The organism is Paraburkholderia lycopersici (genome assembly GCF_900096975.1).
GTDB lineage: Bacteria > Pseudomonadota > Gammaproteobacteria > Burkholderiales > Burkholderiaceae > Paraburkholderia > Paraburkholderia lycopersici.
Window position 1 is genome coordinate 57,712 of record NZ_FMYQ01000030.1, and the last position, 18,794, is coordinate 76,505.

At 63.5% G+C, this 18,794-nt stretch carries 15 protein-coding genes and 3 tRNA genes; 10 read left to right on the forward strand and 8 right to left on the reverse strand.

Translation table 11 applies throughout. From position 1 onward, the window contains the following. The first annotated feature begins 35 nt into the window (after positions 1-35). Both BLU17_RS26145 and guaD read left to right on the forward strand, forming a co-directional pair. Positions 36-1,079 carry an adenosine deaminase gene (locus tag BLU17_RS26145; RefSeq protein ID WP_092003501.1) on the forward strand — a complete coding sequence of 348 codons (1,044 nt, stop codon included), beginning with the start codon at positions 36-38 and terminating at the stop codon, positions 1,077-1,079. Between the two features lie 184 nt (positions 1,080-1,263). Next, positions 1,264-2,571 carry a guanine deaminase gene (gene guaD / locus BLU17_RS26150; RefSeq protein ID WP_092003504.1) on the forward strand — a complete coding sequence of 436 codons (1,308 nt, stop codon included), beginning with the start codon at positions 1,264-1,266 and terminating at the stop codon, positions 2,569-2,571. A gap of 81 nt (positions 2,572-2,652) precedes the next feature. Here the strand turns inward: guaD and BLU17_RS26155 are convergent, their stop codons facing one another. Continuing rightward, positions 2,653-3,357, reverse strand: a complete 705-nt coding sequence (locus BLU17_RS26155) for a DUF4136 domain-containing protein (RefSeq protein WP_092003506.1) — start codon at positions 3,355-3,357, stop codon at positions 2,653-2,655. A 390-nt stretch (positions 3,358-3,747) separates the two neighbouring features. On the opposite strand from BLU17_RS26155, the gene pepN reads away from it, so the two are divergent. The 5 genes from pepN to BLU17_RS26175 all read left to right on the forward strand — a co-directional run bounded on the left by pepN (position 3,748) and on the right by BLU17_RS26175 (position 9,646). After that, positions 3,748-6,447, forward strand: a complete 2,700-nt coding sequence (gene pepN / locus BLU17_RS26160) for an aminopeptidase N (RefSeq protein ID WP_092003509.1) — start codon at positions 3,748-3,750, stop codon at positions 6,445-6,447. Positions 6,448-6,707: 260 nt separating this feature from the next. Continuing rightward, positions 6,708-7,724, forward strand: coding sequence for a class 1 fructose-bisphosphatase (locus BLU17_RS26165; RefSeq protein ID WP_092003512.1), 1,017 nt, complete (start codon positions 6,708-6,710; stop codon positions 7,722-7,724). A 65-nt stretch (positions 7,725-7,789) separates the two neighbouring features. Next, a tRNA-Thr gene (locus BLU17_RS26170) sits at positions 7,790-7,865 on the forward strand. An 815-nt stretch (positions 7,866-8,680) separates the two neighbouring features. Further along, positions 8,681-8,830, forward strand: coding sequence for a hypothetical protein (locus tag BLU17_RS33325; RefSeq protein WP_176929199.1), 150 nt, complete (start codon positions 8,681-8,683; stop codon positions 8,828-8,830). A 225-nt stretch (positions 8,831-9,055) separates the two neighbouring features. Then, the gene (locus tag BLU17_RS26175) at positions 9,056-9,646 is read left to right on the forward strand and encodes a chorismate mutase (protein WP_092003515.1); all 591 of its coding nucleotides are present in this window, start codon (positions 9,056-9,058) and stop codon (positions 9,644-9,646) included. A gap of 31 nt (positions 9,647-9,677) precedes the next feature. Here the strand turns inward: BLU17_RS26175 and BLU17_RS26180 are convergent, their stop codons facing one another. Together BLU17_RS26180 and BLU17_RS26185 are read right to left on the reverse strand one after the other, a co-directional pair. Then, positions 9,678-10,844 carry an exonuclease domain-containing protein gene (locus BLU17_RS26180; RefSeq protein ID WP_092003518.1) on the reverse strand — a complete coding sequence of 389 codons (1,167 nt, stop codon included), beginning with the start codon at positions 10,842-10,844 and terminating at the stop codon, positions 9,678-9,680. Between the two features lie 275 nt (positions 10,845-11,119). Then, positions 11,120-11,323: a cold-shock protein gene (locus BLU17_RS26185; protein WP_092003521.1), complete on the reverse strand. Its 204-nt coding sequence runs from the start codon at positions 11,321-11,323 to the stop codon at positions 11,120-11,122. Between the two features lie 1,144 nt (positions 11,324-12,467). Here BLU17_RS26185 and BLU17_RS26195 point away from each other — a divergent pair. Further along, positions 12,468-13,640: a porin gene (locus BLU17_RS26195; RefSeq protein WP_092003528.1), complete on the forward strand. Its 1,173-nt coding sequence runs from the start codon at positions 12,468-12,470 to the stop codon at positions 13,638-13,640. A gap of 62 nt (positions 13,641-13,702) precedes the next feature. On the opposite strand, the gene greB is transcribed toward BLU17_RS26195, so the two are convergent. Continuing rightward, positions 13,703-14,272, reverse strand: coding sequence for a transcription elongation factor GreB (gene greB, locus BLU17_RS26200; RefSeq protein WP_092003531.1), 570 nt, complete (start codon positions 14,270-14,272; stop codon positions 13,703-13,705). A gap of 135 nt (positions 14,273-14,407) precedes the next feature. Here greB and BLU17_RS26205 point away from each other — a divergent pair. Both BLU17_RS26205 and BLU17_RS26210 read left to right on the forward strand, forming a co-directional pair. Continuing rightward, positions 14,408-14,484: transfer RNA gene (locus BLU17_RS26205), tRNA-Arg, on the forward strand. A gap of 73 nt (positions 14,485-14,557) precedes the next feature. After that, positions 14,558-14,634, forward strand: a tRNA-Arg gene (locus BLU17_RS26210). An 85-nt stretch (positions 14,635-14,719) separates the two neighbouring features. On the opposite strand, the gene BLU17_RS26215 is transcribed toward BLU17_RS26210, so the two are convergent. The 4 genes from BLU17_RS26215 to gmk form a co-directional block, all read right to left on the reverse strand. Next, positions 14,720-15,196, reverse strand: coding sequence for a phage protein NinX family protein (locus BLU17_RS26215; RefSeq protein ID WP_092003534.1), 477 nt, complete (start codon positions 15,194-15,196; stop codon positions 14,720-14,722). A 133-nt stretch (positions 15,197-15,329) separates the two neighbouring features. After that, a complete protein-coding gene (locus BLU17_RS26220) occupies positions 15,330-17,693 on the reverse strand; it encodes a RelA/SpoT family protein (RefSeq protein ID WP_092003539.1) in 2,364 nt (787 codons plus the stop codon). A gap of 117 nt (positions 17,694-17,810) precedes the next feature. Next, positions 17,811-18,014, reverse strand: coding sequence for a DNA-directed RNA polymerase subunit omega (rpoZ, locus tag BLU17_RS26225; protein ID WP_006400783.1), 204 nt, complete (start codon positions 18,012-18,014; stop codon positions 17,811-17,813). A gap of 40 nt (positions 18,015-18,054) precedes the next feature. Further along, complete coding sequence (gene gmk, locus BLU17_RS26230) at positions 18,055-18,792, reverse strand: guanylate kinase (protein ID WP_425434143.1); 738 nt, start codon at positions 18,790-18,792, stop codon at positions 18,055-18,057. Positions 18,793-18,794 lie beyond the last annotated feature (2 nt).

Genomic DNA, 18,794 nt, shown 5'->3' on the forward strand with positions numbered 1-18,794 from the left:
TCAAACCCCGAACCTATAAGCGAACCGAACCGACCATGACGATCACGACCACCGCTGCCCACGTTGCACCGCTCGTCGAAAAGGCCGCCAGCGCGCCCAAAGCCGAGTTGCACATCCACATCGAAGGCTCGCTCGAACCCGAGCTGATCTTCGCGCTCGCGCAGCGCAACGACGTGAAACTCGCTTACGACTCGATCGAAGCGCTGCGCGCCGCTTACGCGTTCACCGACCTGCAGTCGTTCCTCGACATCTACTACGCGGGCGCGAGCGTGCTGCTCACCGAGCAGGACTTCTACGACATGACGATGGCCTATTGCGAGCGCGCGCTCGCCGACAACGTCGTGCACGCCGAAATCTTCTTCGACCCGCAAACGCATACCGAACGCGGCGTGGCGATCGAAACGGTGGTCGCGGGCATCGACCGCGCGCTCGGCGACGCCGAACAGCGCGGCCTGTCCAGCAAGCTGATCCTCTGCTTCCTGCGTCATCTGAGCGAAGCCGACGCGCTCGCCACGTTCGAAGCCGCGCGCCCGCTGTTCTCGCGCTATGCGCGCCTGATCGGCGTGGGGCTCGATTCGTCCGAGCGCGGCCACCCGCCTTCGAAGTTCGAGCGCGTGTTCGAGAAGGCGCGCGCGATGGGTCTGAAGCTCGTCGCGCACGCGGGCGAGGAAGGGCCGCCCTCGTACATCTACGAAGCGCTCGATCTGCTCAAGGTCGATCGCGTCGATCACGGCGTGCGCAGCATCGAAGACGCGGCGCTCGTGGCGCGCCTCGCCGATACGCGCGTGGCGCTCACCGTATGCCCGCTCTCGAACCTCAAGCTCTGCGTGTTCGACGACATGACGAAGCACACGCTCAAGGATCTGCTCGACGAGGGCGTGGCGGTGACCGTCAACTCCGACGATCCCGCCTACTTCGGCGGCTACGTCAACGAGAACTACCGCGCGATCATCGAAGCGCTCAAGCTCGACGACGACGAGGTCTACACGATCCTGCGCAACGGCTTCGAGGCGTCGTTCGTGACGCCCGCCGAGCGTGCGGCGCTGATCGGCAAGCTCGACGCGAACTGGGCGAACTGATCCGCACGTCAAGCCCCGGCCCGGGCTGCAACCCGATCCGGCCCGGCGCGCGAGCGCCGGACCGTGGGCTTCGTCGTGCGCGGCGGACATGAAGCCGGCGTAAGCGCCGCCTTTTCAGGAGCGGCACGCGCCATGCGGACCAGGCATTGGACAAGTACCTGACTTTTTCGGAGACGATGTTCCCATGACTCAATCGGCTTACCGCGCGAAACTGTTGACGTTCACCGGCGACCCTGCGCAATCGTCCGACGCCGCTGTCTTCGACGAAGACGGCGGCGTGATCGTCGAAGACGGCCACGTGGTCGCCTCGGGCGCGTGGTCCGCGCTTCGATCGCGCGTGAACGACGCCGCGACGGTCCGCGACCTGCGCGACAAGCTGATCGTGCCGGGCTTCATCGACACGCACATCCACTATCCGCAGACGGACATGATCGCCTCGCCGGCGCCGGGCCTGCTGCCGTGGTTGAACACCTACACGTTCCCCACGGAGCGCGGCTTCGCAGACGAAGCCGTGGCGCAGGACACGGCGCGCTTTTTCGTCGGCGAACTGCTCGCCTGCGGCACGACCACGGCGCTCGTCTACTGCACCGTGCACAAGCAGTCGGCCGACGCGCTTTTCGCGGCGAGCGAAGCGAAGAATCTGCGCATGGTGGCGGGCAAGGTGCTGATGGACCGCCACTGCCCCGAGTTCCTGCGCGACACGCCGCAAACGGGCTACGACGACAGCGCCGAGCTGATCGGCCGCTGGCATGGCCGCGGACGCCAGATGTACGCGCTCACGCCGCGCTTTGCGCCCACCTCGACCGAAGCGCAGCTCGAAGCGTGCGGCGCGCTCGCGAAAGCGCACGCGGACGTGTTCATCCAGAGCCACGTGGCCGAGAACCCGGACGAAGTGAAATGGGTCAAGGAACTGTTTCCGGGCCACCGCAGCTATCTCGACGTCTACGACGACTACGGGCTGTTGCGCCGCCGCGCCGTGTACGGCCACTGCATCTGGCTCGACGACGAAGACCGGCGCCGCATGGCGCACACGGGCGCCGTCGCCGCGCACTGCCCGACCTCGAACCTGTTCCTCGGCAGCGGCCTGTTCGACTTCGACAAGGCAAGCGCGACCTCCATGCCCGTGACGCTCGCCACCGACGTGGGCGGCGGCACCTCGTTCTCCATGCTGCAAACGATGAACGAAGCGCACAAGGTCGCGCGCATGGGCGGCCATCACCTCACGGCCACGCGCATGTTCTGGCTCGCGACGGCAGGCGCGGCACAGGCGCTCGATCTCGCCGACAAGATCGGCACGCTCGCGCCGGGGAGCGAAGCGGACTTCGTCGTGCTCGATCCGCGAGCCACGCCGCTGCTCGCGCGACGCACGGCGCGCGCCGAATCGCTCGAGGAACTGCTGTTCGCGTTCGCCCTGCTCGGCGACGACCGCGCCGTATTCGAAACCTGCGCAGCGGGCCAGCGCGTGCACAGCCGCGACGGCGCGCCTCGCTGACTTCCGCGGGCCCGCATGAAAAGACGCGCCGGACATGGTGTCCGGCGCGTCTTTTCAATTTCGAAGCGCGGCGATACCCGCCTACTTCGCCGGGGCGCTCCCCGCGGCGCCCTGCGTCGCCGGCGCACCGCCCGGCCCCGCGGCCGCCGCGCCCGTCTCGTTCGGCACGCCGCCGCTCTTGCCGACCGGAATCCGGATCTCCGTCACCGTGCCGTTGGCCAGCGGGAAGTTCGCGAGCGCGCTCTGCACGAGATAGGGCATGACGCGCACCAGCGACGGCTCGTCGCCCGAGGTGCGCGCCGTCACGTTATAGAGCTCCTTGCCGCCCGCCTTGTCGGTGATGCGAATGCCGAGCGCATGCGAATACACGGGATACGTCTGGTTCACATAGGCGGGTTGATACGGTCCCCATGGCCCCCACGGGTTCCATGGCCCCCAGTACGGCCCCGGCCAGGGGTTGTAGAACACGGGCTGAGCGACCGTCACCGTGTCCATGCGGCTGCCGTAGGCGAGGCCCACGAGATAGTGCGCCTGCGGCTCCTCCACGAGACGGAACGCATGCATGGCGAGACCGTTGGCGACGAGCTGCTCGTAGGTGCTCTGCTCGATGCTCTGGCTCTGCTCGGGGCTGCGTTTGAAGGCAAAGGTGCGCGTGGCGTCGCTGCCGCCGTTCCACGCGGAGAAAGCGGTCACCTGGCTCGTCACGTAAGTCGTGCAGCCGGAGAGCGTCAGTGCGAGCGCCGCCAGCAACAGGAGGGCGCGGCGGGTCCATCGATCGTGCATCATGGTCTTCTCGTAGCAAGGTTGCTTCAGCGGGAAAAGTCAGTCGTGGGGACCGCTCTCTCCGATACGATCTTTCCGCCGCGCTTATTCCATATGTGTTCCATGCGCGTTCCGGGCGCATTCGACGCCGGTCGCGTGGTTTCGCGGTCCGCTTCTTATCCAGCCGCGGCGCACCACAGGGCCCGATCATACTGACTCGCGCCGCGGCGTGAAAGTTCGGGGGCCGCCTGCCCGGCTCCGGGCGGCTTCCCGCATCCCCGGACAAGCGGCACGAGCCTTTGTACAATGGGGCGAAACGCCGTGCTCCGTTGAGGGCCGCCGCCCGCGGGGCGCTCCCGCAGGCGCAGCCGGCCACACCGATCCCTACCGATCCGAGACGTCACTATCCAGACCATGTCCGATACCGCCACGCCCACCGTGATCCGCCGCGAAGATTACGCGCCGCCCGCCTTCCTGATCGATACCGTCGACCTCGAATTCGACCTCGTGCCCGAGCGCACCGTCGTCAAGAGCACGTTGCGCGTGCGGCGCAACCCCGACGCGAAACCCGCAGCGCATCTCGAGCTGATGGGCGAGCAGCTCGAATTCATCGGCGCGGCCATCGACGGCGAGCCCTATGCGACCGTGCGCGCGCACGAGCACGGCCTCACGGTCGAAAACGTGCCCGACGCCTTCACGCTCACGCTTACCGGCGCGTGCGATCCGGCCGCCAACACCACGCTGTCGGGCCTGTACGTCTCGGGCGGCAACTTCTTCACGCAGTGCGAGGCCGAGGGCTTTCGCCGCATCACGTGGTTCCTCGACCGCCCCGACGTGATGGCCACCTACACCGTCACGCTGCGCGCCGACAAGACCGCATATCCGGTACTGCTTTCGAACGGCAACCTGATCGCCGAGGGCGACCTGTCCGACGGCCGCCACTATGCGAAGTGGGAAGACCCGTTCCGCAAGCCGAGCTATCTGTTCGCGCTGGTGGCGGGCAAGCTCGTGGCGCTCGAAGAGCACATCACGAGCGGCTCGGGCAAGGAGAAGCTGCTGCAGGTGTGGGTCGAGCCGCACGACCTCGACAAGACGCGCCACGCGATGGACTCGCTCATCCACGCGATCCGCTGGGACGAGCAGCGCTTCGGCCTCGAACTCGATCTCGACCGCTTCATGATCGTCGCCGTGAGCGACTTCAACATGGGCGCGATGGAGAACAAGGGGCTCAACATCTTCAACACGAAATACGTGCTGGCGAACCCCGAAACGGCCACCGACGTCGACTTCGCCAACATCGAGGCCGTGGTCGGCCACGAATACTTCCACAACTGGACCGGCAACCGCGTGACCTGCCGCGACTGGTTCCAGTTGAGCCTGAAGGAAGGGCTCACGGTGTTCCGCGACCAGGAGTTCTCGGCGGCCATGTCGGGGGGCGACGAAAACGAGGCCGCGCGCGCGACGAGGCGCATCGAGGACGTGCGCGTGCTGCGCCAGATGCAGTTCGCCGAGGACGCCGGCCCGATGGCACATCCGGTGCGCCCCGAGAGCTACGTCGAGATCAACAACTTCTACACGATGACCGTCTATGAGAAAGGCGCGGAAGTCGTGCGGATGTACCAGACGCTGCTCGGCCGCGACGGCTTCCGCAAGGGCATGGACCTGTACTTCCAGCGCCACGACGGCCATGCCGTGACCTGCGACGACTTCCGCCGCGCGATGGCCGACGCCAACGGCCGCGACCTCGCGCAGTTCGAGCGCTGGTACAGCCAGGCGGGGACGCCGCGCGTGGCGGTCACGACGAGCTATGACGAAGGCACGCGCTGCTACAGCGTGACGCTCACGCAGGGCTACACCAACGGCTCGCCCGCCGCGCGCGAGACGCAGAAGGGCCCGCTGCACATTCCGTTCGCGATCGGCCTGATCGGCCCGGACGGCGCGGACCTGCCGCTGCGCCTCGAAGGCGAGACCGCCGCGCAAGGCACGACGCGCGTGCTGGAGCTGACCGAAACGCAGCAAACCTTCACGTTCGCCGACGTGCTGGCGAAGCCCCTGCCCTCGCTGCTGCGCAACTTCTCGGCGCCCGTCGTCGTCGATTACGACTATGGCAACGACGAGCTTGCGTTCCTGCTCGCGCACGACAGCGACGCGTTCAACCGCTGGGAAGCGGGCCAGCGCCTCGCCACGCGCGAGCTGCTCGCGCTCGCCGGGCGCGCCGCCGCGAGCCAACCGCTGGAAATCAACGACGCGCTCGTCGACGCCTTCCGCCGCGTGCTGACCGACGAATTGCTCTCGCCGTCGTTCCGCGAACTCGCGCTCATGCTGCCGTCGGAAACCTATCTCGCCGAGCAGATGGCGCAATCCGATCCTGCCGCCGTGCACGCCGCACGCCAGTTCGTGCGCAAGCAACTGGCGGCCGCACTGAAGGCGCAATGGCTCGCGGCCTATGAGCGCAATGTCACGCCGGGCGCGTACGAGCCGACGCCCGAGGCGGCCGGTCATCGCGGACTGAAGAACCTTGCGCTCTCGTATCTCTCCGAACTCGACGATTCCGCCGAAGCGGTACGGCTCGCCACGGCGCAGTACGAAGCCGCGAACAACATGACCGACCGCTCGGCCGCGCTTTCCGCGCTGCTCAACGCACAAACGGCCACGGGCGGCGCGCTTGACGACCCGGCGCGCGCGGCGCTCGAAGACTTCTACGTGCGCTTCGAAAAGGAGCCGCTCGTCATCGACAAGTGGTTCGCGCTGCAGGCCACGCAGCGCGGCACGGCGCAACGCCCGACCATCGAAACCGTGCGCGCGCTCATGGGCCACCCCGCGTTCAACATCAGGAACCCGAACCGCGCACGCTCGCTGATCTTCAGCTTCTGCGCCGCGAACCCCGCGCAGTTCCATGCGGCAGACGGGTCGGGCTATACGTTCTGGGCCGACCAGGTGATCGCGCTCGACGCGCTCAATCCGCAGGTCGCGGCACGCCTTGCCCGGAATCTCGAACTGTGGCGCCGCTTCACGCCCACGCTGCGCGACGCGATGCGCGCGGCGCTGGAACGCGTCGCCGCAGAAGCGAAATCGCGCGACGTGCGCGAGATCGTCGAAAAAGCGCTGGCTTGATCCGACGGAAAGGAAAGCGATGAAGAAGCGCGACGCATTCACGGCGCCGCGCGGCAGACAACCAGCCGGCCTTCGCGCCGGCTTTTTTTTGCGCATTCTTTCCGTTTTTTTTCGGGGGCACCCCACGCCCGATCTTCGCCCGGAAGTGCCGCCCGGCGCGGCAAGCCGCGCTGGCGCTTTATTTTGCACGGCTGTGCGGCGGCCGGCCACAGTCGAGCGGGTAGAATTGCGCTATTCCCAAGCGTATCCGGAGTACTGCAATGGCTTTGCAACGTCGCACCACCCTTACCAAGTATCTGATCGAGCAGCAGCGCCAGCACCGCAACCTGCCCGCCGACTTGCGTCTTTTGATCGAAGTCGTCGCGCGCGCGTGCAAGGCGATCAGCTTCAACGTCAGCAAGGGCGCGCTCGGCGATGCCCTCGGCACGGCTGGCAGCGAGAACGTCCAGGGCGAAGTGCAGAAGAACCTCGACATTCTCTCGAACGAAATCCTGCTCGACGCCAACGAATGGGGCGGCAACCTCGCGGCGATGGCTTCGGAGGAAATGGAAACGTTCTTCCCGATCCCGGCCAACTATCCGAAGGGCGAATATCTGCTCGTGTTCGATCCGCTCGACGGCTCGTCGAACATCGACGTGAACGTCTCGATCGGCACGATCTTCTCGGTGCTGCGCTGCCCGGACGGCCAGCAGGCGACCGAAGAATCGTTCCTTCAGCCAGGCACGCAGCAGGTCGCCGCAGGCTACGCCGTGTACGGTCCGCAAACCGTGCTCGTGCTGACGACCGGCCACGGCGTGAACTGCTTTACGCTCGACCGCGAACTCGGTTCGTGGGTGCTCACGCAGAGCGACATGCGCATTCCGGAAGACACGCGCGAATACGCGATCAACGCTTCGAACGCGCGCCACTGGTATGAGCCGGTGCAGAAGTACGTCGGCGAACTGAACGCAGGCAAGGACGGCGCACGTGGGGAGAATTTCAACATGCGCTGGATCGCCTCGATGGTCGCCGATGTGCACCGCATCCTGAACCGCGGCGGCATCTTCATGTACCCCGCCGACCGCCGCGACCCGTCGAAGCCGGGCAAGCTGCGTCTGATGTACGAAGCGAATCCGATGTCGCTCATCGTCGAACAGGCGGGCGGCATGGCGACCAACGGCGAACAGCGCATTCTCGACATCCAGCCGAGGAGCCTGCATGAGCGCGTTGCGGTGTTCCTCGGCTCGAAGAACGAGGTCGAGCGCGTCACGCGCTACCATCGCGAAGCAAAAAAATGAAAAAGATAAGGAAAGGGCTTGCATAGTTCGAGTCACTTTCCTATAATCTTTCTTCTCTGATGCACGCCGGAATAGCTCAGACGGTAGAGCAGCGCATTCGTAATGCGAAGGTCGGGGGTTCGATTCCTCTTTCCGGCACCAGGATTCAAGCAAAAAGCCCAGTCTCATGACTGGGCTTTTTGCTTTTACAGGCCAACAGCATCACGAGCGATTCAATCAGACGCCCCCGAAGGGGGCTTCAGGCGCGTCACATTTCCGAGCTGGTGCATCTGCATAATTTGGGCTCGTCAGGCAACCTGACGAGCCTGGGCCGGGACGTCGAGGAAGCCGCTTCGCAGCGATTCTTCGGTCTTGATGTCAACGCTGGCGGCAACTTCAACTCATCACTCGAGCCTGCCATCCGTTTCCACACCGTATCAGGCCCGCATTCATGCCAGGCGGACACACGCACCACGGCTATAGCGAATTATCGAAGCGCTCAATACGCCTCGTCCGCGAAAGCGGCAATTTACGCGGCTTCGATTGTTAAATCGCTGTCAAATCGTATCGAGCGCAAGTATTAATCGGTCAATTCGATGGAAATGGACGCTTACATAATTTTAATTGTTATTAACGTTTACGCATCAACGTCCGAGCATAATCATCCGTTGTAGCCAGAAAGCGCGGCGCGCCAACGCGGCATGGCGCCTGTGCGGCAGAGGCCACACGGCCATGAGGAGAGCGATTGAAGGATTGTGCAACTGCAGCACTCGCTGCGCGCGGAAGCCGCTTCACCTGACTCACGGCGCATACAGCTGAGTGAAGAACAACCCAGCAATTGTATTCTTACGCCGTTAATAAGTTATATCGCTGTACGAATAAAGCAACATAGGCGCGCGAAAAGCACTGTTACGGCGAGCGGGACTAGCGCAGTCCAAGTGGAGAGCCGGATAATTGGCTCATATAGGAGAAAGATCATGGATGCCAAACCGCCAAGGATTCCGACCCCGGACCAAGTTTTCAGCCCGGATCCGGAACCGGTGGCTGTCGAGTTCCTCGGCGACGAATTGCCCGCGCATGTGCGAGCCTTTCTTGACGAGCAACGCAAGTCGCACGAACAGAAGTGACGGGAAACGCACACGTCCGCTCACGCGTGATTACGCGCGGAATGACCGTGCATATGCATAACGGTGTCGCGCTTCCGCGCTCACCGCGGTCGTAGGTGCCACTGGCGCACCAACTGCAAGTTCGTCGCCGGGCGGTGGCCGACACTACCGCCGCGCCAACAAACGCAAGCGCGCCCTAACCGGCTATGCTTCGCTTTTTGCCACCGGCGTCTTTCTTCCCACCCGATGACCTTCCTGATCCGCGCGAGCGCGCGTTGCGCTGCCGCCCTGCTCTTCGCCATGCCGATTGCGTCCGTCCACGCGGACGGCGCCGACACCGCCCTTACCAATCTCGTCGCGCTCGTGTCGCAGCGGCTCTCGCTCGCCGAGCCCGTCGCGCACTGGAAATGGCAGCACCAGAAGCCGATCACCGATACGCCCCGTGAAGACGCCCTGCTCACCGAAGTGCAGAAGCGCGCTTCCGCGGCCGGCGTCGACCCCGCATTCGCGCGCGCGTTCTTCCGTGACCAGATCGACGCCAGCACGCAGATGCAAAAGTCGCTGTTCGATACCTGGCGCGCCTCCCAAGCCCCTTCCGACCCTGCCCCGGATCTCGCCGCTGTCACGCGGCCGCAACTCGACCGGCTCACGGGGGAACTGATCGGCGCGCTTGCGCGCGTGCAGCCGCTACGGGGCGCACCGGATTGCCCCGCGCGCGTCGCCCGATCGGTTGCGGACTGGAAGGAAATCACGCGATACGACTCGGAGCGCACGAGCGCGATGCATCACGCGCTGGCCCATGTCTGCGAGTCAGGCGGTGTAGGCGGCCTCGCCTGAATACCGCCTGCCTCTCCGCTCATCGCATGCGTTACACCGGGCTCGCAAGGTCGTCGGCTTCCGAAGGTTGCAGCACCTGCACACGAAGACCGCGCTCGAAGCGGCCTTGCAGAATGCGCCAGGTGGAAAGCTCGAATCGCCGCTCGGTGCTCGGGTCCATCACCAATCCGGCCTCGGCGGCGCTCGGAAAAGCGCCCACGTAGCACCAGCGATCAATCACGTGAAAGACGTCGGCGCCATTTGTCGTGTCTTGCTCCTGTACGAGCACCGCACCGCCGAACGGCCACGGCGCCGCGTTCAGGTCGGCCGGATCGCGCTTCGAAACGCGCTGCACACGGTTGAACGAGGGCTTGAGCGCGGCGATCCACTGCGCCTCGACAAGGAGTGCGCCCAGTTCGCCGCCCGTCGCGCGCCACTCCACCCTGCGCACCAGTTGCGCCATACGTTGCTCTCGCGCCGAACGCCGCTCGCCGCAAAGGTGCGCCCGGACGCGCTGGCGCACGCGCACGCTGCGCCCGACATAGAGCGGAACGTCGCTTTCGCCATAGAACGCATACACGCCGTGGCCGGCCGGCGCCGTTTCGATGAATTCGTCGGTAATGTCGCCGGCCAGCACGTGGCGCCGCGTCGTGCGCTCGATCTGCGCCGCCAGTGTCTGCGCCGGCACGAGCGTCGGCAGGCGTTGCCAGAACTGCCAGAGGAGGTCGGCGTCGGCGAGCGCGCGATGGCGGTCCGACGGCACGAGCGAGTGGCGCTCGACCAGCGCATCGAGACCGTGGCGCTTCTCGCCCGGAAAGAGCGCTCGCGACAGACGCACCGTGCAGAGCACGTCGGGATTGAAGGAATAGCCAGCGCGCTCGAATTCGGCGCGCAGAAAACCGCGGTCGAACGCGGCGTTGTGGGCGATGAAGAGTTTCCCGGCGAGCCGCTCGTGCAGCTCGGCCGCGATGTCCGCGAAGCGCGGCGCGCCGCGCACCATCGCGTCCGTAATGCCGGTGAGCTGCTGGATAAAGGGCGGGATAGCCTGGCCGGGATCGACGAGCGTGCTCCATCGCGTCACCTGCCCTCCCGCCACCTCCACGACGCCGACTTCGGTGATCCGGTGCTCGCCTACCGCCCCCCCCGTTGTCTCTAGATCGACGAAGACGAGGGGAAGATCGCCGACGGCCGGCGCGGCGCTCAAGGGGAATTCAAACATGGTGAAACGGCGGGGAAATGGAAAACGGCCCAAGTATGCACCGTTTGGACGCCGCGCGCCGACGGTTCTGGCAACGTAAGTCCCGTTTACGGTTTTCGCGAAAGCCGATTCCGCATATCTGGTTATCTCAGGGTTTATCCCAATTAAATGTGCGACAAAAAAACGCGGTCAGTGTCGATGCATGAATATCAATATGCAAAAACAAAAAGCCCCGGGATTGCCCGGGGCTTTTTCAGCATGAGCGCTCTCGTACACCGAGCGCTGGCGCGCAGCACTTACAGCGGCTGGATGTTCGCAGCCTGCTTGCCCTTCGGGCCGACCTTGACGTCGAACGAGACACGCTGGTTCTCCTTCAGCGACTTGAAGCCGTCGATGCGGATTTCCGAGAAGTGCGCGAACAGATCGTCGCCGCCGGCGTCAGACGTGATGAAGCCAAAGCCCTTCGCATCATTGAACCATTTGACGATACCGGTTTCCATGTTTCAGTTTCCCTCAAGATTTTAATGACGCGGGCCATTACCCCTCACGCCGCATCCAACCAATTCCCGCTATCCCGCGCAAATGAATTTCACATTTTGCAATTGATTGCTGCGGAACGAAAATCAGCATTGGTGTTATACGAGGAACGACAATCGCCAGTCAAGCGAATTTTTTATAACAGCATTCCCGATTTCACGATAAAAGCGGTACGCATCAACAAGTCTCGAGAAAATCGCATGCGCCGCGAATCAATTTCGAATCTGTCTTTTTTACCCGCCATTATCTTTTGTGCTGTTTCGGCCGGAAAGTTTTCCCGAGATGTAACAATCCGTGTCAAACGTAAGTGTTTCTCCCGGTTGTTCGAGTAATACATTCAATTCATGATTGGTATTGTTAGCGGCATAGGAGGTCATCATGCTGACGACTCTGCGGCGATGGATTCATTGGCTTGTGCAAACGGACGGGATTACGTCGACGGCTGAAGAAGCCGAAGCCTACGGCGCATGGCACGGGGACCACTGGCACAACCTGCTATGTTCCCCTATGGACGCCCGGCACTACGTAATGGAAGACTGGAGCCTGCAACCAGAACCGCCGCACGCGAACACCAGATAAAGCTGGCGCGCAAGCTGGTTTAAGCGGGCAAAAAAAAGCGCGGCTGGAAGGCCGCGCCGACAAAGGTTTGGAGATCTTTTTCGTCAACGAAAAAGTCTGCTTCGGAAAGCAGCATTTACAGTATAGCCGCACACATGTCTGACGATTAAGCATTGGACGCACAACCATCTGTTACGCTGGGCGCAATAATCCGTTCAGGCCGTTTAACGCGTTTTTCACAATCAATTGCTGTAGCGATCGCACAACGCCCGTGCGATTGACAGCCCCGCGCCCTCCCCGGGAAATCAGCCCAAAGCCTTTACTGGCAGGGCCTGGAGCGGGCGAAATAATAATTTCCGTTGCCGCAATACTTTATTGCGCAAATCGGAATCCCTCCTCTTCGAACACGCTCTCTACACTCTGGCTGTCTGGAAACCGACTTGGACGGATTAATTCGTACTACGCGGACTTGGCATCGCTGCGCTTCGCGTAGACGGTTTCCCAAACAGGGTTCAACGAAACCCACCTCTGTTCTCGGAGTTTACAAAGATGAAAAAGACTCTCATGGTCGCTGCCCTGACGGGCGTTTTTGCAACGGCTGCGCACGCGCAAAGCAGCGTTACGCTGTACGGCCTCATCGATGCAGGCATCACCTACACGAACAACCAGAACGGCCACAGCGCCTGGCAAGCCACGAGCGGCACCATCAACGGCAGCCGTTGGGGCCTGCGCGGCGCTGAAGACCTCGGTGGCGGTCTGAAGGCCATCTTCACGTTGGAAAACGGCTTCAGCATCATGAACGGCACGGCTTCCCAGTCGGGCCGCATGTTCGGTCGTCAGGCGTTCGTCGGTCTCGCAAGCGACCAGTTCGGCGCGGTCACCCTCGGTCGTCAGTACGACTCCGTGGTCGACTACCTCGCACCGCTTTCGAACACCGGCACGCAATACGGCGGCACGATCGCTGCTCACCCGTACGATAACGACAACCTGAACAACTCGGTCCGTTTCAACAACACGATCAAGTACTCGAGCGTCAACTACGCTGGCTTCAAGTTTGGGGGCACGTACTCGTTCTCGAACAGCACCGACTTCGCGAACAACCGTGCATACAGCTTCGGCGGTTCGTATAGCTGGGGCGGCCTGAATGTTGCAGCCGGGTACCTGCAGTTGAACAACGACGTTCCGAACGCTCCGTTCACGAACGCGAACGGCCCGGCTTCGACGGCAGCCGGCGCGCAAACCGGCGAATGGACGTTCCTGGCAGGCCGCCAGCGCACGTTCGGCGGCGGCGTGAACTACACGTTCGGCTCCGCTACGGCTGGCTTCGTCTACACGCAGACGAACCTCTCGGGCACGGCGAACGGCGGCATCTCGGCCAAGCAGTCGGGCACGACCGCCGGTGTGGGCTTCAATGGCGACAGCGCACGCTTCCAGAACTTCGAAGGCAACATCCGTTACGCTCTGACCCCGGCTCTCAGCCTGGCCGGCGCGTATACCTACACCCGTGCCAATTTCGGCGGCGGCGTGAACCCGAACTACAACACCGTCGCACTGCAGTCGGATTACGCACTGTCGAAGCGCACCGACGTCTACCTGCAAGGCGACTGGCAGCACATCTCGTCGAACTCGGACAATATCGGCCCGTTCCTGAACGGCCTGTCGTCGGCTTCGCGCACGCAAGACCAGGTGGCTGTGACGGTCGGTATGCGTCACCGCTTCTAAGCAGCCCGTTGCTGGCCACTTCGGCCAGCACCGCAGTTGAAAAAGGCGCCGCTTGCGGCGCCTTATTTGTTTGTGGCCCCGGCAGACGGATAACGCACGTCGAGCACATCGATCGGCTCCGGCCCCGCCGGCGTATGCAGCGTGACCTGATCGCCGATCTTCGCCTTCAGGAGTGCGCGCGCAATAGGGGAGATCCAGCTCACGTGGCCACGGTCGAGGTCGACTTCGTCGATACCGACGATCGTGACGGTATGCGCCTCACCGTCCTCCGTGCCATATTCGACAGTCGCCCCGAAGAAGACCTGGTCGACGCTTTCCTGCCGGCTGCTGTCCACGACCTCGGCCAGATCGAGCCGCTTCGTAAGAAAACGGATGCGGCGGTCGATTTCGCGCAGCCGGCGCTTCCCGTAGATGTAGTCCCCATTCTCGGACCGGTCGCCGTTGGAAGCCGCCCAGGAAACGAGCTTGACCACCTCGGGCCGCTCCTCGTCGATCAGATGCAGCAGTTCGCTGCGCATACGCTCGTAGCCGGCAGGCGTGATGTAGTTCTTCGTGCCGGCGGGAATTTCCGGGTGACCGGCTTCGAGATCGTCGTCGCTGTCGGTCGATTCTTTGACAAAGGCCTTGTTCATGATGAATTGCTGCGGTGATGGTGCCTGGCGGTGTTGATCCTTACTACACGCAGGTTACACGAAGCGCGCCGCAAGACAAATCGCGACAAGGGCCTTCCCTTTTTTTGATCCTTTGCTATAATCTCACTTCTGCGTGCGGCTGTAGCTCAGTTGGATAGAGTACTTGGCTACGAACCAAGGGGTCGTGGGTTCGAATCCTGCCAGCCGCGCCATTTTTTCGAAGCGTTTCCCATCGTTTTTTCGGGAAGCGTCTCACGCAGTATGCAAGTTGTATCGTTTTAGCGTGCGGCTGTAGCTCAGTTGGATAGAGTACTTGGCTACGAACCAAGGGGTCGTGGGTTCGAATCCTGCCAGCCGCACCATCAATCGAAGGGCCTTTCCATACGGAAAGGCCCTTTGTCTTTTCAGCACCGCGATAGCGGCGCGCCTGCCCGGCTCAAGGCGCCGTTAGCGCGGCGGCGTCCCGATGTCGCCGATCTGCGCACCGGGATGCGGCAGGTCCTCCACGTCGCCTATTGCACTGGGCTCAGCCGCCGGCTCCATGCCCATGCCGATCAGCACTTGAGGTTGCCGCAGCATCTCCCCCACTGTTTCTCCGAAGCGGCTCGCCACGAACGCGCGTAGCAGCGCCTCGCGCGCCGTCTCGCCACGGGCTTCGATCGGCCGCCCATTCTCGAATTCGGCCACGCACGACGCCGGTTCGCCCTCGCGCAGCTCGACGCGCGTGGCGCGCTCGAGCACCACGCCCGCCGCCTCCCACGAGTCGCTGGGCATGAAGCGCCCATCCCATGGACGACCGCGATCGTTGCCGCGCACGGCGACTGTCTCGCCACTGTCGGTGAAATAAATTTCGCGCACGAAGTCCGGCAAGCTGCGCGCCACCCAGTAGTCGAGCGTGAGGCCGGTCAGTTCAGCTACGTTCATTGCGTGCCCCTCGTTTCAGGTCGAAGGAAGTCGTGCAGCAACGGTGTTCGCGCCATGGATCGATGCGTCGCGACAATACGACGATACGACTACGCGCCGCGAACCGCCGCCCGTCCGGCACCAGTCGTCCGGCTCAATAATCCGCGCGCTCGCGTTCGATACGCATCCCGCCGTCGTGGCGATGATGGCCGTCTTCGCTTGGCCGTTCGCGCGTAATGCGCATCACGTCGGGGTTCGTGCGCACACGGCGCATGACGTTCGCGAGATGCACGCGGTCGCTCACCTGGATCACGAAACGCAGCAGGTTCGATTCCTGCGCCAGATCGTCGTCCATCGCGATGTGCACGATGTTGGCGTCCGCCGACGTAATGTCGGCCGCCACACGCGCAAAGACGCCCTTGGTGTTTTTCACGAGCACCTTCACGGCGACGTCGAACAGACGCCCCGGCTGCGGCGCCCAGGCCACGTCGATCCAGCGGCCCGGATCGCGCCGGTGAATGCGCTGCGCCACACGGCAGTCGGTCGTATGGATCGCCATGCCGAGGCCAATGCCGATGTAACCCATGATGCTGTCGCCGGGAATCGGGCGGCAACAGGCCGAAAGCTGCACGGACATGCCTTCGGTGCCCGTGATGACGACAGGCGGCGCGGCCGGCGCATTCGCGTCGCGCGGCGGATGATGCTCGGCGTCGTCGGCGTCCTGGCCGCTCATCAGCACTTCGATGCGCTTGGCCATGACCGCCGCCACGCGCCGGCCGAGACCGATGTCGGCGAAGATTTCCTGGCGGTTCTTGTTGCCGGTCCACTGGACCAGCTTTTCCCACACCTCTGGCGTGACTTCCGACAGCTGGTAACCGTAGCCCTTGAGCGCCTGATCGACGAGCCGCTCGCCAAGCTGCACCGATTCCGTGAGACGCATCGTCTTCAGATAGTGCCGGATCGCGGAGCGCGCCTTGCCGGTGCGCACGAAGCCGAGCCAGGCGGGATTCGGCTTCGAGTACGGCGCGGTAATCACCTCGACGATGTCGCCGCTCTTCAGTTCCGTACGCAGCGGCAGCAGTTCGTTGTTGATCTTCACGGCCACGCACTGGTTGCCGAGGTCGCTATGGATCGAGTACGCGAAATCGAGCGCCGTGGCGCTGCGCGGCAGCGCCATGATCTTCGACTTCGGCGTGAACACGTAGACGGCGTCCGGGAACAGGTCGATCTTGACGTGTTCGAGGAATTCGCTCGAGTCGCCCACTTCGCTCTGGATGTCGAGCAGCGACTTGAGCCACTGGTGCGCGCGCTTTTGCACGTCGTTCAGGTCCGCGCCGCCGTTCTTGTAGAGCCAGTGCGCGGCCACGCCCGCTTCGGCGATCTCGTGCATCTTGCGCGTGCGCACCTGGAACTCGATCGGCGCGCCGAACGGACCCACTAGCGTTGTGTGCAAGGACTGGTAGCCGTTCACCTTCGGAATGGCGATGTAGTCCTTGAACTTGCCCGGCACCGGCTTATAGAGCGCATGGAGCGCGCCGATGCAGGTGTAGCACTCGAGCGCCGACTCGACCACGACGCGAAAGCCGTACACGTCCAGCACCTGCGAGAACGACAACTGCTTGTCGCGCATCTTCTTGTAGATGCTGAAGATGGTCTTCTCGCGGCCGGTGACTTCGGCGTCGATTTTCGCGTCGGCGATCGCGCGCTGCACGGCTTCAAGAATCTTGCCGACCACTTCGCGACGGTTGCCGCGCGCGGCCTTCACGGCCTTTTCGAGCGTGGCGTAGCGATTCGGGTTGAAGTTCGCGAAGCTCAGGTCCTGCAACTCGCGATAGGTGTTGTTCAGGCCAAGGCGGTGCGCGATCGGCGCGTAGATGTCGAGCGTCTCGCGCGCCACGCGGCGGCGCTTTTCGGGCGGCACCGCGCCGAGCGTGCGCATGTTGTGCAGACGGTCGGCGAGCTTCACGAGAATCACGCGCACGTCGCGCGCCATCGCGAGCAGCATCTTGCGGAAGTTTTCCGCCTGCGCTTCCTCGCGGTTGCGAAACTCCATCTTGTCGAGCTTCGACAGGCCGTCGACCAGTTCCGCGACCTTCGCGCCGAAGCGCTCGGCGAGTTCGGCCTTGGTCACGCCCTGGTCTTCCATCACGTCGTGCAGGAGCGCGGCCATGATCGACTGCGCGTCGAGCTTCCAGCCGGCGCAGATTTCCGCGACGGCGACGGGATGGGTGATATAGGGTTCGCCGCTCTGGCGATATTGCCCGAGGTGGGCTTCGTCGCTGAAGTGGAACGCCGCCTTGACCTCCTTGATCTCCTCGGGGGTGAGGTAACCGGAGAGCGCGGCGGTCAGATTGGCGATGGAGACGACCCCGTGCTTGCGGGGCTGCTCCGGCGTCGCGGTCGGTCCGAACAGATGGCGAAACGACTGTTCGAGAACCGCGTCGATGTAATTGCGCGCAGGGCTCGCAGTCTCGGCTTCCTGGTCCACCTCGGTGGCCGGCGAGGGCGTGGTGCTCATGTTCCCCTCCGTATCAGGTTTGGCGTTGACGGTTCAAGCGGATCGAGGCAAGGTCGATGCAACTGCGCGCGACACGAACTACATGATGGCTCGCGAAATAACGTGACGACGGCGCCGTTAAACGGGCACCTTCTTCAGCATTTCGAGGCCGACCTGGCCAGCCGCGATCTCGCGCAGCGCGACGACGGTAGGCTTGTCGCGGCTCTCGATCTTGGGCGTGTGACCTTGTGCGAGCTGGCGTGCGCGATACGTCGCGGCGAGTGCCAGTTCGAAGCGGTTCGGAATCTGTTTCAGACAGTCTTCGACGGTGATGCGGGCCATGTCGGGTTCCTTCTCATTCTCAGCAGGTTCTTATTCTACCTTATGTGCCCGATGCGCCGGGCTGCGGGTGATGGATACCGAGCTGCACGAAGAGCTCCGTATGCCGCGCGTATTGCGAAGCGAAGCGCAAGCGCGTTGCACTCACGATATTGCGCAGTTCCTGCAGCGCGGTATCGAAGTGCTCGTTGATGACGACGTACTCCGATTCGCTCGCGTGCGCGATCTCGCTACCCGCCGCCAGCAGGCGTCGCGTGATGACATTGGGCTCGTCTTCGCCACGCTTTTTCAGGCGGTCGGCGAGTGCCTCGAGCGACGGCGGCAGGATGAAAATTTCCACGGCGTTGCGGAACTGCTTCTTCACCTGCTGAGCGCCTTGCCAGTCGATTTCGAGCAGGACGTCATGGCCGATTTTCATCTGGTCCTCGATCCACACGCGCGACGTCGCATAGTAGTTGCCATGCACTTCCGCGCTCTCGAGGAACTCGCCCGCGGCGTGGCGCGTGAGGAAGTCGTCGACGGTCGTGAAGTGATAGTGCTCGCCGTCGCGCTCCTTCGAACGCGGCGTGCGCGTCGTGTACGAAATCGACAGGCGAATCGCGCTGTCTTCGGCGAGCAGCGCGTTCACGAGCGTCGACTTGCCCGCGCCCGAAGGGGCCACCACCATGAAGAGGTTGCCCGGATACATGCCAGCGTACGGATTGCGCTTCTTGTCCTGCTGCTTGTCCTGCGCCTTGTCCTGCTTCGCGTCCGCATTCGGGGCGCTGCTGTGGTCGGTCATGT